A 17,266-nucleotide genomic window follows, 5' to 3' on the forward strand; every position below is an offset into this window, starting at 1 on the left:
TCCCCAAACTACATATTTCTCCAAAAACTTCAATTAACGGGCATTTTAATTGTAGCGATAACACAATAGACATCAAAACTAAAACCGACCTTATACAATACGCTAACATTTCTGTTTTTGATGCAAATATTGATATTAACAACCATAATATAGCCGACAATATCGACGCAAATATTACCGCAAAAGCTATTGTGCCGTCAAAAACCAACAGAATTGATACCACGTTTTATATTTTCGAAAACTTCGATACCAAAATCAATATAGTTGATAATAAGATTCAGTATAATATTTTGTGGGATAATATTGATTATTCTGCCGATGATGGAAATATTGTCGGACACATTGATTTACAGCAATTTCCGAAAACGGAAATTATCAATTCCAAAAGCCATATTACCTACCACGATTCAACATGGCAGCTGTTCCCAAACAGTAAAATAGTAATCGATAGCAATGCTATACTTGTTGATAATTTCGGTATATTGCATAACAAACAAAAATTATCTTTAAATGGAGTTCTTTCATCAGATATTAAAGATGAATTGCTTGTAAACATAAGTAATTTCGACGTATCAATAGCCGATTTTCTTACACTTGAAAAAAATATGGATTTCGACGGAATTATTACCGGCTCGGCAAAAGTAGCTTCCGTTTTAGGGTCGCCACGATTAGATGCCGACTTCTACTTAGATAAATTCGGTTTTAACGGCGAAAGATTGGGTTCAGCCAAGATTTTGAGCATTTGGGATAATGTAAACAGCGAGTTAAACCTTGATGTTCAGGTTGTTTACAAAGGAAATTACAGCACTTACTACCCGATAAAAGTATTGGGAAAGGTTATGCCGTACAATAAAGGCGACAATTTTGGTTTAGATATTGAAATGGATAACTTTAACATTTCTACCTTAGAGCCATTTACCGAAGGTATTTTTTCAAGAATTAGGGGTTTAGCCTTAGGAAAATTAAAGCTAAGCGGTACATTTAGCGAACCCGTTTTGTTAGGAAATCTTAATCTGATGCGTTCGGAGTTTCTTGTCGATTTTCTGAAAACATCGTACTCGTTTACGGGTAATATTAATTTGGCTGAAGACAGAATTTGGTTCAAAGATATTACCCTTACCGACTCTATCGGAAAAACCGGCATTGCCAGCGGTTCTATTTATCACAAGAATTTTTCAGACCTCACAACGGATATTAAAATTGTAGCAAAAAATTTATCGGCACTTAACACCGAATACTCGCCCAACCAAATTTTTTATGGCAAAGCAATAGTTTCGGGTATAGTTGACATAACGGGTCCGTTTAACAATCTAGATATGGACATAAAGATAAGAACGGAACAAGGTACTAATGTTGTAATTCCGCTTAACAGCTCTACAAGTATCAACGATAACGATTTCATTATTTTCAGAAATTCTGAAGAAAGCGATTCAATAACATTCGACCATTTTATTAAAGAAAAAGGTGGTTTAAATGTTTCTTTGGGTATTGAAGCCAATCCTAACGCCAAATTGGGCATTGTTTTACCCAACCAATTGGGCGATATTGAAGTAATAGGCGAAGGCAATATTGCTTTAGATGTTAATACCAAAGGCGGTTACGCTATGCACGGCGAATACGTGATGGAGAAAGGTGTTTTTAATTTCAATTTTCAAAACATTTTAAAACGCACGTTTTCAATAAGTAGCGGCAGCTCCATAACCTTTAACGGAAGTCCGTTTGATGCAAACGTAGATATTTCGGCTGTTTACAAACTACGTACATCCGTTAACACCTTACCAGGTATGAGCGAATACGGCGACGTCAGAGTGCCGGTTAATTGCGTTCTTAAAATGAAAAACAACTTGTTTAATCCCGATTTAACTTTTTCAATCGACTTGCCCGATGTTGACAACGAAATACGACAAAAAATATTTAGTGTTATTGATACATCAAGCGTTACCGCAATGAACCAGCAAATGATTTCTTTGTTGGTGCTTAACAGTTTTAGTTCAAATAGCGGTGTAATGCTTGCCGAAACCGGAATTTTATCATCAACCGAGCTGTTTACAAATCAAATAAACAATTGGCTATCGCAAATTTCAAAAGACTTTGATATTGGTGTTAAATATCGCCCGGGTTCTGATATATCAACACAGGACTTGGAATTGGTATTATCGACACAATTGTTTGATAACAGGGTTACAATTAACGGCAGTTTCGGAAGTTCTTACAGTGCTTCAACTCAGTCGAACAGATGGATTGGAGATATGGAAGTTGAAGTTAAAATCACGCAAGACGGCAGGCTCAGGACTAAAGTCTTTAACAGAACAAATACTGCTTTAAGCTACATTACCGAACAATCGCCTTATACGCAAGGTGTTGGAATATATTATCGTCGCGAGTTCGATATTATTAAAGAATTTTTCAAAAACAAAAGTCCGAATGTCAGAAACAAATAATTTATTGATTTATAAGTCATCGGCAGGTTCGGGTAAGACTTATACACTTGTCTTGCAATATCTGCAATTGGCTCTGACCGACATTGACAATTTCGGAAAAATCATCGCTGTTACCTTTACCAACAAGGCAGCCGAAGAAATGAAGCAACGTGTTCTGAAGTATCTGAACCATTTGGCAAATCCCGAAAAGTATAAAAATACCGCAGCTAATACTACTTTGCTTAAAACATTGTGCGAGAATTTGAATTTATCGCCACAGCAAGTGAGTGACAGAGCCAAAGAATGCTTGTTTGAAATAATTCACAACTACGATAACTTTTCGATGAAAACCATCGATAGCTTTTTGGTACAAGTTGCCAGAAGTTTCAACAAAGACCTTAACCTGCCCTATAACTTTACGATAGAATTAGAAAATAAAGTCATAATTGATGAAGCTATAGACAATGTTTTTTCTAAAATTAATAGCGAAAACACAGAGATAACGAACACTTTGCTCGACTATACCTACAACAGGATAGAAGATGAAAAAGGTTGGAATTTTAAATACAATTTAGCTAAAAGTGCCAATTTTTTATTCGACGAAGGTACAGTACCGCATCTTGATAAACTATCGTCGATTTCTTACGAAGAAATGAAAAGCATTAATGATGCCATGCGCAAATACATTGATGACAAGGAAACACAGCAAAAGAATTGGGGTAAACAAGCTCTTAAACTGTTAGCTGACAACAACATTTCTTCCGACTGCTTACTCTATACAACAAGAGGCGTTTATAGTTATTTGAAAAAAGCTGAGTTTTCCCCTGCCGGAAAAAGAGCATTAGATGCTTACAACGACGATAAATGGATAAACAAAAAAAATGCAAGTCAAGATGTTATTGAAAGGTTTTATTTAATTCAAGATGAACTCAATCAATTACTCGGACAGATGATAAGTGCTACTTCCGATGAAGAAGTGTCGAAGTACAATTTGTACAAAATCCTTACCGATAACAACTACAACCTTTTACTGTACCGACTTCTGTTAAGCGAGATTAACGACATCTACGAAGTAAAGAAAAGCGTACATCTATCGGAGATAAACAAAAACATCTCAAAAATTGTTACCGAAGAACCGGTTCCCTTTATTTACGAGAAAATCGGTACTTATTATAAGAATTTTTTAATCGATGAGTTTCAGGACACTTCCGAATTGCAATGGATAGAGTTTATCCCGTTGATTAGCAACTCTTTGGCGTCAGGAAATAAAAATTTGATAGTCGGCGATGCTAAGCAATCTATTTATCGTTTTAGAAACAGCAATGTTCAACAATTCGTATCGCTGCCTAAACTTCCCGAAAACTTTAAGGATACCGCTGTTTACGACGAAGAACAAAACTTAGAGCAAAACGCTGAGATAATTGTATTGGACAACAATTACAGGTCGAAAAAAGAAATTATAAACTTTAATAATGAGTTTTATAAGTTTTTGTCGGAAACTCAAACAGATTTCATTAAAGAAGTTTACACCGATGTTGAGCAAAAAGTCGGTACTAGCAAACAAAACGGCGGTTATGTGCAAATTACATTTGCAGAAAAAAACAATAGCAAAACTGATAACAACTACACTCCTACCTTTGACGATACAAACGAAGATGAAATCAATAAAGAAGAAGAAAACGCATTTTTGACTCACACATTAAGCATTGTTAATCAGGCAATTGAAAACAGTTTCGATTACAGCGATATAGCAATATTGGTCGAGAAAAATGCACAAGCACAAGCAGTAGTAGATTTCCTTTACAAAAACAATATTCCATCGTCAACAACTTCAAATTTAAAATTAAAAACTTCCAAAAAAGTTCAGTTTATCAATAATATGCTTAGCTATATTGTTGATGATAGCGACATTGTTACAAGTGCAAATATATTGGCTTATCTTACTGAAAGTGAACTTATTGATAAACCTTTTGTAGAAGTAATCAATCAGCTTAAAAAAAGCAATTTGGTTTCGGTATTGCAAAATAACGGTTTTAATTTTCATTTGAATATGATTCAAGGCATTGCCGTGTACGAAATTGTTGAATACATTATCAATACCTTTAAACTCAACACCCAGCCCGACCCTTTTATTGATGCTTATCGAGATTTTATTTATAAATCGGCTAATGCTAATAACAACAATATTATCGATATATTGGCAGATTGGGAATTGCGAAAAGAAAATCTTTCAATATCTACACCCGACAACTTTAATGCGGTTAATGTGCTTACAATACACGGTTCTAAGGGTTTGGAATTTCCAATTGTAATTTGGTTGGTTTTTGAAAACCCAAAACGCAAATATTCTAAAGATTATTCGTGGATTTTGCACAACGATAAAATTATTAAAGACGAGACTCTTTTTCTGTACAAAAACACCAATACAATCAACCCCTACTCTCACATTTCCGAATCGGAGCAAAAATACACCGAGTTGGAAAAGATAAACAAAATGTACGTAGCTACAACCAGAGCTGCCGAGCAACTATATATTTTAGCTTGCAAACCTGAGAAAGATATAAAAGGACTTGACGATTACATATATCAACCCGAACATGCTTTAAAAGCGTTTGTTGAAAGCGATATTTGCAATTTTATTACCGATGACGAAATTAGGTATAGCATAGGAACAATGGCTCCAAAAGTCGATAAAAAACAAACAATCCAACCTGCTTTTAAAATCGACAAATTCCCTAATTTCAAATCGTGGAAAGAAAATATTATAGTTGCACCGGTTTCGTCAAAAAAGTACTCGGAAAGCAATGCCGACAACAATTGGGGTAATTGGCTGCATAGTATTTTATCAAATATAAATTCCAATACCGATATCAAAAAAGCAATAGATACTCAACTTTTGCAATATAAAATCACTCCAGAACAACTTGCTGAAACTGAAATAATTATCAAACAAGTAACCGAACATGAATTGTTGAGCAAATATTTCACTGATTCATCGTGGAAAGTTTTATCCGAAATTGAAATTGTTGAACCATCAGGAAAACTTCATCGTCCCGATAAAATATTTGTCAAAAAAGACAATGCCGTACTATTAGAATTTAAGACAGGTAAGGAATTACCGGATCACAAACAGCAAATTTTAAGGTATAAAACCCTTTTAACTCAAATGAATTACCATGTTGAGCATTGTTATCTGATTTATTTGCATAATCCTGTGGATTTGCAAGAGATATAAAGTTTTTTACATTTGCCATTACAAAATATTTGAAAAAGTTGATAATCAAAGAAGATTATTGATTTTAAAACAAAAAATTAACAAGAAATGTTTGCTATTTGATAAAATAATATTACCTTTGCAAACCAATTAAGAAAAGATAAAACGATGGCAAAAAAAGTAAAAGAAGCAAGGGTTCAGGTAATTTTAGAATGCACCGAGCATAAGGAAAGCGGTATGCCCGGTACATCTCGTTATGTTACAACAAAGAACAAAAAAAACACACCCGGACGACTAGAATTAAAAAAATACAATCCTGTATTAAAGAAAGTTACATTACATAGAGAAATTAAATAAATAAAATATTATGGCAAAGAAAGCTGTTGCAACACTTAGATTATCATCAAGCAAGAATTTTGCGAAAGTTATTACAATGAGCCGCTCAAAAAAGACCGGCGCTTATACTTTCCAAGAAAATATTGTTCCCGCTGAACACGTAAACGAGTTCCTTAAAGGAAAATAGTTGAATTTGAAAAAATACGATTAGAGCTTTTTCTATCCCGAAAAGGCTCTTTTTGCTTTTTTAAATTCTACAAATTTGTTTACTTTGTAAGTACAAATTAAAATCAATAACCATGGGTATTTTTTCATTATTCAACAAAGACAAAAAGAAAGACTTAGAAAAAGGTCTCGAAAAATCTCATAACAGTGTATTTACAAAGATTTCAAGGGCTATAATCGGGAAATCAAAAATAGACGATACGGTATTAGACGACCTTGAAGAAATCCTTATCAGCTCGGATGTTGGCGTTGAAACTACCCTAAAAATAATTGATAGCATCGAAAAGCGCGTAGCACGCGATAAATACCTTACAACTGCCGAACTCAACAAAATATTACGCGAAGAAGTCGCTCTTTTGCTTACCGAAAACTCGTCGGATAAATTCGTAAACTTCGATTTTGAAAAGCGTGAAACTCCTTATGTTATTATGGTTGTCGGCGTTAACGGCGTTGGCAAAACCACAACTATTGGTAAATTAGCATATAATTTTAAAAACGCAGGCAAGAAAGTCGTACTCGGTGCTGCCGACACTTTTAGAGCTGCCGCTATAGACCAACTGACCGTTTGGGCAGAACGCGTCGGTGTTGATATTGTCAAGCAAGAAATGGGTTCCGACCCTGCTTCGGTTGCTTTCGATACTCTAAAATCTGCGGTTAATAAAAACGCCGATGTAGTTATTATCGACACTGCCGGCAGATTGCATAACAAAATCAACTTGATGAACGAGCTCACAAAAATTAAAAAGGTTATGCAAAAAGTCATACCCGACGCTCCTAACGAAGTTATGCTTATTTTAGATGCTTCTACCGGTCAGAATGCCATTGAGCAGGCAAAGCAATTTACCGCTGCAACCGAAGTCTCATCATTAGTGCTTACAAAATTAGACGGTACAGCCAAAGGTGGTGTTGCAATCGGAATATCCGACCAATTTCAAATTCCAATCAGATTTATTGGCTTGGGCGAAAAACCCGAAGACCTGCAAGTATTCAACAAAGATGAATTTGTTAATGTTATTTTTGCCGAAAAATAACTCCCCAATATTATGGAACCTACTGTTATCAGATTTATTTCGTTGGGCTGTCCAAAAAACTACACCGACACTCAATTGCTAATGGGTCAGTTTGACAATGCAAATTACAAAATTTTATTTGAAAATCAGGAAGGCAGCGAAGATATTGTTGTTATAAACACCTGCGGATTTATTAACGATGCAAGGGAGCAATCAATTGATACAATTTTTCATCAAATTGTGAGAAAAATAAGCGGAGAAATTAAGCAAATAATTGTCTTTGGCTGCTTTGTGCAACCTTATCGCGACGAATTGATTAAAGAATTACCTGAAGTTGATTTCTTTTTTGGAGTTGATAGTTTGAAAGAAATAGTTGATGCAATAAAGAAAAAGCCAACAAAATTCGAGCACAAACGCTATTTGAATAAACCCAATCATTATGCTTATTTGAAAATAGCCGACGGTTGCAATCGCCGATGTTCGTTTTGTGCAATACCTAATATAAAAGGCAAACACAAATCGTTTTCGCCGGAATATATAATGGAAGAAGCTAAAATGCTTGCCGATAAAGGTGTAAAAGAAATAATTTTAATCTCGCAAGAGCTTAATTCCTACGGCTACGACCTTAAAAACGGAGAAAATATTTCAAGTTTGGTAGAAAAACTTTCGGACAGCAACCTTTTTGAACGGATACGTTTGCATTATTTGTATACCAACAATTTTCCCGCCCGCCTGATCGACCTTATAGCCGAAAGAGATAACATTAGCAATTATATTGATATTCGGCTTCAGCACGTTAACGAAAATATCTTAAAAAGCATGAATCGTGGCGGAAACGAAAAGTCTATTTCGGAGCTTTTGGATAAGTTTCGTAAGAAGATAAAAAATCTTTCTATCCGCACTACCCTAATTGTCGGTTATCCTGGCGAAACAGCCAAAGAGTTCAAGCAATTATACGATTTTGTCAAAAAACAAAGATTCGACCGCTTAGGAGCATTCATTTTCTCTAAAGAAGAAAACACTCCGGCTTATTCATTAGTAGATAAGACTAGTCATAGAACCAAGCTAAATCGCCTTGACAAATTGTTAGAACTTCAATCGGGTATTAGTTTGCAAAATAATATTGATAAAATCGGTAACGTGTATAAAGTTATTATCGAAAGAGAAGAAGACGATTTTTACATAGCCCGCACACAATACGATTCTCCCGACATAGATAATGAAGTTTATTTGCGTAAAACAAGAAAACTAAAAGTCGGCGATTTTGTTAATATTAAAGCTACAAAAGCATATAGTTTCGACATAGAAGGCGAAATTATTGATTAGATTTTTAATTATTTTGTACTTTTACAAAAAATATTAAAAACAATCATGATGAAACATATTATATTTCTTTTAACATTATTATCTATTATCTGCACTGCAAGCGTTGTTAAATCGCAAAACCAGAGAGACGACAAAGGAAATAAAATAGGCTTGTGGGAAGAGAAAACCAATATGGGTACCGAAACCGGGTATTATATCGATAACCAAAAGCACGGTTCGTGGGCTTTGTACGCAAACAACAATAGATTGACCAAAATCACAAGTTATATTAATGGAATAAAGCAAGGCGTAGAAGTTACTCTAGACAACAGGGGTTACCTTCAATCGGATGTTAACTTCGAGAATGGCAAACTTCACGGCAAAGAAACTATTTACAAATACGGCTACATTCCTACTTCCGTAATTGACTACAAAAACGGTGAGATTGACGGCGAAAAAATTGTGTATTACGAAGATCAGCAAAACAAAATTATGGAGCATTCGCAATATACAAACGGTATGCAAAACGGATTTTCTAAATATTACGATACCAAAGGAAACCTTATTGCCGAATATAATTACGTTTTTAATGTATTAGAAGGAACTCAAAAGACATATTACCCCGAAGCTGTGCCAATGAGCGAACAGACGTACACCAACAACTTAGAAAACGGAGTTTTTAAAGAATACTACGAAAACGGAAACGAAAAAGTTGTTGGAAACTACAATATGGGAAACAAAGAAGGAATTTGGACTTACTACGACGAAGAAGGTTTTAAAAATCTTGAAGGCTTATACCAAAACGGAGTTCAAGAAGGCAGATGGAAACATTACGATGCCAAAGGTAAAGTTATAAAAACCGATAGGTACAAAAACGGAGTTTTAAAATAATTTATTTTGATGAAGTCAGTTGAAATTGCCAATCCTTTTGGCGAAATGGATAATTATCAGTGTTTTGGTTGTGCTCCCGACAATCCGTTTGGGTTGCAAATGAAATTTAAGTTGGAAGGCGATGAGGTTGTTTCGGAATGGAACCCAAAAGAGCATTTTCAGGGTTGGAATGGTGTTTTGCATGGAGGTATTCAGGCAACACTAATGGACGAAATTGCCAGCTGGGTCGTTTTTACTATTCTTGAAACATCGGGAGTAACTTCAAAAATGCAAGTAAACTTAGTTAAACCGCTTAAAATAAAAAACGGACCATATACGCTCAGAGCCAAACTTATTGAAACCAAAAACAATATTGCATCGGTTAGTGTTACTCTTGCCGATAGCAATAATATTGTTTGTTCCGATGCAATTATTGATTATTTTTATTATCCGGTGGAGATAGCAAAAAGAAGATTGTTTTATCCGGGCATAGAAAAGTTTTTGCCCGAATTATAATATGTTAAACATTTGTGATGCAAGAAAAAAAGTGGTACGCTGCATATACACGACCAAGAGCAGAGAAAAAAGTTTATGAAAGACTTACTAATAACGGTTTTGAAGCTTACCTTCCTATTCAACATGTAAAACGCAAGTGGAGCGACAGATATAAATGGGTTGATGTTCCGCTATTGCCTTCGTATATTTTTTTAAAACTTTCGCCAAGAGAATACATTGATGCCATTAAAACCGATGGATTGGTAAGGTATATTACTCTTACAGGGAAACCTACTCCTATTCCGGAAGTACAGATTAATAATTTAAAAATACTGCTGAACGAAAAAGATGCAGACATTGAGATTGAACTAAGTAGAGAAAACTTTAAACCCGGAACACCCGTAGTAATTAAATATGGAGCCTTTGCAGGAATTGAAGGAGAAGTTGTTGAACACAGGGGCAGCAAGCGCTTGCTCTTGCGACTAGATAATATCGGTCAGTCGATTACTGTAACATTGCCTATTAATCTTATTGAAATAGAAACCGACAAACAAAAGAAATAGCAGATCTATTTTCTTTTCTTTTTCTTTTTGCTTAGTTCAAATTCTTCAATTTGCTTTGTCAAAGTTTTCCAATCAGCGCTACTTTCTTCCGAATAGCTTATTGTATCCGAATAATCTATTGATTTTATGGGCATTAGCTCAATTTCTTCACCAATATAGTCCTGTATGTTTTGCAATTGTTTCATCTCGTTTTTGTCGCAAAAACTATATGCAAAACCTTTTTGTCGGTATCTGCCAGTACGTCCAATACGGTGTACGTAAGTTTCCCCAATTTCAGGCATATCATAATTAACAACAACAGCCACATCGGGAATATCAATGCCACGCGAGCTTACATCAGTTGCTATCAGAACTAATAAATCTCCTTTTATAAAATCGTTAAGTACGTCTAATCTGTCGCTTTGTTCTTTGCTGCCGTGAATTACTCCGCTGACTATACCCACTCTATCTAAAAACTTTTTTACTCTTTCGGCTCTAACTTTTGTGCGAACAAATACAAGTACTTTTTCGTTGTGATGTTCTTTTATCAAACGCTCTAAAAAGAAGCGTTTGTCGTCCATTTTAACCTTAAGCAATAAGTGTTTAATGTTTCTTGAAATGGGATTTTTGGGCGAAATTTGTATTCGTATTGGATTTCTGACAACAGAATATGCCAAACGTTTAATTTCCTTATTGATAGTTGCAGAAAAAAACAATGTTTGATGCGGTGGTAATTTTTTCACCAACTGATTAATATCATCAAGAAAGCCAAAACGTAACATTTGTTCGGCTTCATCTATGATAAGTGTATCAACATTATCAAAATTAATATATCCCTGACTGTACAAATCGAACATTCGTCCTGGCGTTGCAATAAGTATATCGCAGCCTTTGACTAATTTCTTAATTTGTGGCTCCTGCTCTACTCCACCAATAATAAAAACAGATTTAACAAAGGTATGTTTTTCAATATTATTAAAAAAGTTACCCAACTGAACAACAAGCTCCCTGGTTGGAGCCAATACAACGCATCTTATACCTTTACTACTTTTATTTGATTTGCTTTGATGTATTTTTTGAATTACAGGTATGGCAAAAGCCGCAGTTTTACCCGTTCCGGTTTGAGCTATCGCAAGCACATCTTGTCCTTGAAGTATTGGAGCAATACTTTTAAATTGAATATCTGTAGGGCGTCTATATCCCATTTCGGCAATATTGCGTTGCAATTCGGGACAAAATTGATATTGAGAAAATTTCATAAAAATTAAGATGCTTTTTCTATTACATAAAACAAAATACTTTCTATTATTGATACTATTATTGAAAACAGAATTGCTACCCAAATGCTACTGACAGAGAAACCTGCAATAAAATAGTCGGTTACTAAAACCAATATTCCGTTTATCACAAACAAAAACAAGCCTAGGGTGAGTAGAGATAAAGGCAAAGTAATAAGTACCAATAGCGGACGCAGAAATGCTTTTGAAATTGCAAATATTACTGCTACCAAAATAGCAACTTTAAAGTTTTGCAGCATAACTCCGTGATTGTTCAATAGATAACTGGCAAAAAATATAGCCAAAGTGCTTACTATAAGTCTAATAATTAGTTTCATGACTGCAAAGGTAAGAAATTCAGGATATAATAAATTATAACAAAAAAAAGCGGCGAATAAAATCCGCCGCTAAAAAAACTAATAATTTATTATTAACTAAAATCTAAACCCTGTCCACGAGAAAACAGAAGTGTTAGCACCGGTATTACCGGCTTCGATAATAATATTACTATTTTCACCTTCAATGTTAATTTCTTTTCCGGTAACCGGATTAACTAAGCTGTTTGTAACGTTAATTTTTGTGTCAGCTGTAGCATTTCCTTTTTTATCTTTAAGGTCGATAAGGTCTTTTACAATACCGGTTCCTTTAACAAGAGCATTGGTAATGGTAGCAGTAGCACCACGACGAACTTTAATAGCATCGTGCATGTATACGTCAGCACCTGTTGAGCGAATGTCTATAGTCATGTCAACAATTTTAAAGTTCGATTGGTTGTAGTGGTCGGTACCAACACCATCAAGGTTTCCGTCAGCTTCAACACCTCTTGGGTCTTCTTCAGTGCTTAAATAATCAGCTGTCCAAATTCCGTAGCAGTTTTTAAGTGTACCTGTATAACCTTGTGTAAAGTCAAACATGTCATCGTCTGGGTCAACTGCAAGTAAGTTGGTAACATTTACTGAACCGCCAAAAAATTCTATAGCGTCGTCCATACCACCTTCAATGTAAATGTTTTCGATTATAGTACCTGCACCAACACCATTTAGTGTAAGTCCGTTGTGTTCGGTATCACCGTCAAGGTTAGCACCGGTATAAAGAAGTTTTAAGTATTTAATAACTCCCGAATTGTCGTTAACGTCGTTTCCACCGTACAAAAGATCGGTATCAACTTCGGTTGTACCAACGTTATCGGAAATGTTAGGTCCTGATATTGGAGCTCTACCGTTTACAATTAAACCACCCCAAGCACCAGGTTGTTCAAGTTCAGCTGTCATAACAACAGGTTTTTCAGCTGTTCCGTTAACAAAGATTTTACCGCCTTGTTCAACTATAATGTAGTTGTAGAAAGCAGCATTGGTTCCTTGAATGTTTTTACCTTTAATAACAGTTCCTGCAGGAATTGTAAGTTTAGCACCGTCTTTAACTCTTAAAGTACCGGATAGAAAATAGGTTGTGTTTGCATCAAGCACAATGTCGTCGCCCGAAGGAATATCTCCTTTAAAGTTATCGGCAACTACTTCAAATTTGTTTTTGTGTTCATCTTCTTTAGGATCGCCACAAGAAGTTAAACCTAATGTTGCTACAGCTAGTAGCACGAGACTGATTTTTAAAATAATTTTGTTCATTTTGTTAATTTTTTAGAGATTTGTTTATTAATTAATTGATTGATTTTTAATTTGTTGATTTTAATTTGTTATAATTTATACGATAATCCCAATGAAAAACTGATACCTTTTTTGTACGATGAAAGTTCTACAGCTTCATTGGTTATATTTGTTTTTCTATATAATTGAAATTCAGGATTTAACAAGTTTTTAGCTTTTAAATTTATTGAGAAATTATCTGATAAAGCTATAGATGAAATGAAATCAAGGGTTGCTATACTTTTTTCCATAATGTCCTGATAGCCTTCTGTTCCAATTGTGTGAACTCTATCGCTGATATAGTTAAAGACTAAAGTATTGATGAAATTACCCTTTTCCGTATAAATTTGATGCGAAATATCAAAATTAACAATAATAGGAGCTGCACCTTCCAATGGCGAACCTGTGGTAACCGTTGGGTTTGGAACATCATAATCGCGTGATACTTTTGCATTAGTATAAATATACGAAGCGTTCAAACCTGCACTTAATCTGTTAAGGCGGCTATTAGTGGTAAATGTAAAGATGTTTTTACGCATTTCAAATTCAACACCGGCAACGGCTGCATATTTGGCAATATTTCTGTACGAAAGCAATCCTGCAGCGCTACCAACCGAAATTCGAGATATAGGACGAGTTATGTATTTGTAAAAAGTAGTTACCGAAATCAACTCCGATAAGGTTGGATAAAACTCCCATTTTAAGTCTGCATTGTAGTTGTCCGACGGTTTCAACTTATCGTATCCCATACTCTCAAAGTTGATATTTATATATTTGAAAGGAGAGATTTCTTTTGCTTGTGGCAATGTATAAGTCTTACTTAAACTCAAACGTAACGAGTTTCTGCTATCGACTGTGTATTTTAAGTTAAGACTTGGTAAAATGTAGTTTTTAACTATTTTATCAGGCTTAACATCGACACCTATTCCACTTAAGTCGTAAATAATAGACATATCAACCATATCGAATTTAACACCTGCATTAACATGAAATTTTCTTGCAAACTGATATGTACTTTCAATATAAGTTGAGTGTAATAGTTTTTTTACTGAGTAATCTTTAGAAGATATTTCGTGCATAAATCTGCCGGCATCATACCCTTCTTGATTATAAAAATCATCTAAAGAAAAGTCGTCAATATTGTAAACAGGGGACTGTCCGGGGCGTGGAGCAATGTTGTATTCAACTGCTTCAAAACCGTCTTTAACAATTCTTCCAATGTAGCCTACCTTTACGTACGAAGCATTGTCAAAATTGTCGTTAATTTTATATTTAAGAGATGTCTGGACATTGTAATCATTTTCTTTTAGAGTTGAAAAATAGCGTATATTGTTTTTATCTAACAACAAAACGTAATCTTTTGTACTGCCTGGAATCCTTTTAAATCCGTTTACACGTCTGTCGGGTTCCAATCCTGTAATATTATTGTACGAAAATCCTAAATCAAACTGAAATTTCTGACTTAATTGCCAACTGCTTATCAGTTGATTGATAAAAAGGCGGTTATCGTTTGATTGCTGACGTCTGAAAAAGCCATCGGTATCGTCTATACGTTCAAAAATTCCAATATAATCACTGACGTATTGATTATTTGTATGTACAAACATGAAATTATATATCAATTTATGTTTGTTGTTCATATTATATACAAGGTTAGCCAAGCCTAACTGACTTGTTTTTGCAGTAGATTTTTCACCTACAATATCCTGAACCACATGACCTGTTGTGGTTGTATTTTTTGAATATTCTTTTGAATAAAAGTAGTCGTTGCTATTATTAAGAGTGAAAAACACACTTAAATCGTTGTTTTTACCGCTAAACACAAATTTCTTTCCGCCCGAAATTGAAAAACTATTATCAATAATTACCGGTTTTATGGTAGGATTAAGCTTATTGTCGTAGTTGAACGTGTTTATATATGTAGGTTGCGAGTTGTTGGCAAAACCTAAAGCGTTCACTCCGTCGGCTTTTGCAAACTCATTGCCATAAGTTTGAGTGTTTACTCCACCTGATATACTAATATCTAACACTGCATCTTCGGTTAGTTCTTTCGATTGTATGTCAATAATAGCACCTCCTACATCGGAAATAAAGCTGGAAGTAAATACCTTATTAACACCTATATATTGTATAACATCGGTGCTGAAAAAATCTAAGGAAATATTCTTGTATTCAGGATCTTCCGAAGGAATAGGAAAACCGTTTAAAGTTGTTGCATTGTACCTATCGCCCAAACCTCTAACAAAAACGTTTTTAACACCTTCCTGCTTTGATATTCCCGATACCTTTGCAATAGCGTCTTTAGCATCGCCAACGCCTTTTCGCGAAAGCTCCTTCGCTCCTATGGTTTGTGTTTGAAGTACAGCTTGTTTTTGTTCAGCAAGAAGTACATTTTCGTTTTCACGACTTGCTTTTGCTGTAACCTGGACAGATTCTAATTCAAACTGCATTTCAATTAATTGAAAATCGTGCTCAACTACTTGCTTATCTTTTATTTCAATTTGTACAACTACAGGCTCGTAAGAAACAAAACCTGCTCTGAAAGAATAATTTCCGGCTGGTATATTTTTAAGTATAAAATCGCCATTTAAATCGGCAATAGTTCCAATAGTTGTTCCCTCAATTGATACCGAAGCTCCAATTAAGGGTTCGTTTGTATCAAAGTTGGTAATTTTTCCTTTTAAAATACCGGTTTGAGATTTTAATATAGAAACCGATAGAAACAACAACAATAAGGTTAATGCAATTTTTATTTTACCCGTCATGATGTAATTTAATTAGTTAATATTATTATTAGTTTTTTTCCTGATGCAAAAGTCGAAAGGTAATATTACAACTAAGTTACTTTAATGTTAAATAAACGTTAATAATGCTATTTACCCCAATCATGTAAACTGGGCGATTGGTTGATATTATTATTGTTAAAATGGTTTTTTATATAAAAATTTTACTACTTTTGTAGCAACAATAACTTATCAACACAATTATTAACAAACACATATGTACCAATGGAACAACGAGCTTTTAAAACATTTCTAATCATTTTATTATTTATTGCATCAGGTTATGCCTATTCGCAAAAAACTGTAATAAACGACACTGCCGATTATCCATATTGGATAAAAATGATGCAAGACCCCGACGAAAACTTTTATAAAACACAACGTGCCTTTAATTTATATTGGGAAGGTAGAGAAATAACCAAAGGTTGTGGCTGGAAACCGTTTAAAAGATGGGAAAGTAACATGATGTTTCGTGCTTCCGTTGATGGCAAATTACCAGACCCTCTAGAAACTAAGCGTGAAGTCGAAAAGTTCTTGGAAAAATACTCCACTAGATCTCCGCAAGGAAATTGGATAAGTCTTGGACCCGACGATTTTCCTGCAAAAGGTTATAAAGGTTTGGGCAGACTAAATGCTATTGCTTTTCACCCAACCGATCCTAACATTATTTACGTTGGTTCTCCTTCTGGCGGATTTTGGTATACAACTGTTGGTGGAAACGAATGGGTTACAACCACCGACGACCATCCTACCTTAGGTGTTTCGGCTATTGCTGTCGATCATGTCAACCCTAATATTATATACATTGGCACAGGCGACCGCGATGCAAACGACGCACCAGGACTTGGAGTCTACAAAAGCTACGACTCCGGACATACTTGGGAAGAAGCCAGCACAGGAATGGGTTACGTTACTGTTGGCAAAATGCTTATTCACCCAACTAATCCGCAAATACTGTACGCCGGTACAAGCGGTGGAATATTTAAATCTACCGACGGTGCTGCTACATGGACTAAAATACATGGTGTTTATGCAAAAGATTTAGCTTTTAAACCCGGAAATCCCAACGTAATTTACGCTTGTCATGGTGGTAGCTTTAGCTATACTACTAATGGTGGTAATACATGGAATATTCCCAGTTCCGGCTAC

14 protein-coding genes are annotated in these 17,266 nt (G+C 34.9%); 10 read left to right on the top strand and 4 right to left on the bottom strand.

The window, feature by feature from the left end; genetic code table 11:
• From PHP31_08475 to PHP31_08515, 9 genes are all read left to right on the top strand, one after another.
• Positions 1-2,441: translocation/assembly module TamB domain-containing protein (locus tag PHP31_08475; protein ID MDD3739310.1), on the top strand; the 2,441-nt coding region annotated here is incomplete at its 5' end.
• On the top strand, positions 2,425-5,655 hold the full coding sequence (locus PHP31_08480) for a UvrD-helicase domain-containing protein (GenBank protein ID MDD3739311.1): 3,231 nt from the start codon (positions 2,425-2,427) through the stop codon (positions 5,653-5,655). The genes PHP31_08475 and PHP31_08480, both read left to right, overlap by 17 nt.
• Before the next feature lie 147 nt (positions 5,656-5,802).
• Positions 5,803-5,991, top strand: a complete 189-nt coding sequence (gene rpmG / locus PHP31_08485) for a 50S ribosomal protein L33 (protein MDD3739312.1) — start codon at positions 5,803-5,805, stop codon at positions 5,989-5,991.
• Between the two features lie 10 nt (positions 5,992-6,001).
• Positions 6,002-6,157 (top strand): DUF4295 domain-containing protein, encoded by a 156-nt coding sequence (locus PHP31_08490; protein MDD3739313.1) that lies wholly within the window; start codon positions 6,002-6,004, stop codon positions 6,155-6,157.
• Positions 6,158-6,269: 112 nt separating this feature from the next.
• Positions 6,270-7,226, top strand: coding sequence for a signal recognition particle-docking protein FtsY (gene ftsY, locus PHP31_08495; GenBank protein MDD3739314.1), 957 nt, complete (start codon positions 6,270-6,272; stop codon positions 7,224-7,226).
• A 12-nt stretch (positions 7,227-7,238) separates the two neighbouring features.
• Positions 7,239-8,531, top strand: a complete 1,293-nt coding sequence (gene rimO / locus PHP31_08500) for a 30S ribosomal protein S12 methylthiotransferase RimO (GenBank protein MDD3739315.1) — start codon at positions 7,239-7,241, stop codon at positions 8,529-8,531.
• A 45-nt stretch (positions 8,532-8,576) separates the two neighbouring features.
• On the top strand, positions 8,577-9,401 hold the full coding sequence (locus PHP31_08505; protein MDD3739316.1) for a toxin-antitoxin system YwqK family antitoxin: 825 nt from the start codon (positions 8,577-8,579) through the stop codon (positions 9,399-9,401).
• Positions 9,402-9,410: 9 nt separating this feature from the next.
• Positions 9,411-9,896, top strand: coding sequence for a PaaI family thioesterase (locus PHP31_08510; protein MDD3739317.1), 486 nt, complete (start codon positions 9,411-9,413; stop codon positions 9,894-9,896).
• Between the two features lie 17 nt (positions 9,897-9,913).
• The gene (locus PHP31_08515; protein ID MDD3739318.1) at positions 9,914-10,438 is read left to right on the top strand and encodes a UpxY family transcription antiterminator; all 525 of its coding nucleotides are present in this window, start codon (positions 9,914-9,916) and stop codon (positions 10,436-10,438) included.
• Between the two features lie 5 nt (positions 10,439-10,443).
• Here the strand turns inward: PHP31_08515 and PHP31_08520 are convergent, their stop codons facing one another.
• From PHP31_08520 to PHP31_08535, 4 genes are all read right to left on the bottom strand, one after another.
• Positions 10,444-11,676 (bottom strand): DEAD/DEAH box helicase, encoded by a 1,233-nt coding sequence (locus PHP31_08520; GenBank protein MDD3739319.1) that lies wholly within the window; start codon positions 11,674-11,676, stop codon positions 10,444-10,446.
• Between the two features lie 5 nt (positions 11,677-11,681).
• Positions 11,682-12,032: a phage holin family protein gene (locus tag PHP31_08525; protein MDD3739320.1), complete on the bottom strand. Its 351-nt coding sequence runs from the start codon at positions 12,030-12,032 to the stop codon at positions 11,682-11,684.
• A gap of 96 nt (positions 12,033-12,128) precedes the next feature.
• Complete coding sequence (locus PHP31_08530) at positions 12,129-13,316, bottom strand: hypothetical protein (protein ID MDD3739321.1); 1,188 nt, start codon at positions 13,314-13,316, stop codon at positions 12,129-12,131.
• Between the two features lie 68 nt (positions 13,317-13,384).
• Positions 13,385-16,099 carry a carboxypeptidase-like regulatory domain-containing protein gene (locus PHP31_08535; protein ID MDD3739322.1) on the bottom strand — a complete coding sequence of 905 codons (2,715 nt, stop codon included), beginning with the start codon at positions 16,097-16,099 and terminating at the stop codon, positions 13,385-13,387.
• A 243-nt stretch (positions 16,100-16,342) separates the two neighbouring features.
• Between PHP31_08535 and PHP31_08540 the strand changes: the two genes are divergently transcribed.
• On the top strand, positions 16,343-17,266 hold a 924-nt coding region (locus tag PHP31_08540; GenBank protein ID MDD3739323.1), incomplete at its 3' end, for a hypothetical protein.

The sequence above is a fragment of the Lentimicrobiaceae bacterium genome (assembly GCA_028697555.1).
In the GTDB taxonomy this organism is placed as follows: Bacteria; Bacteroidota; Bacteroidia; order Bacteroidales; family UBA4417; genus UBA4417.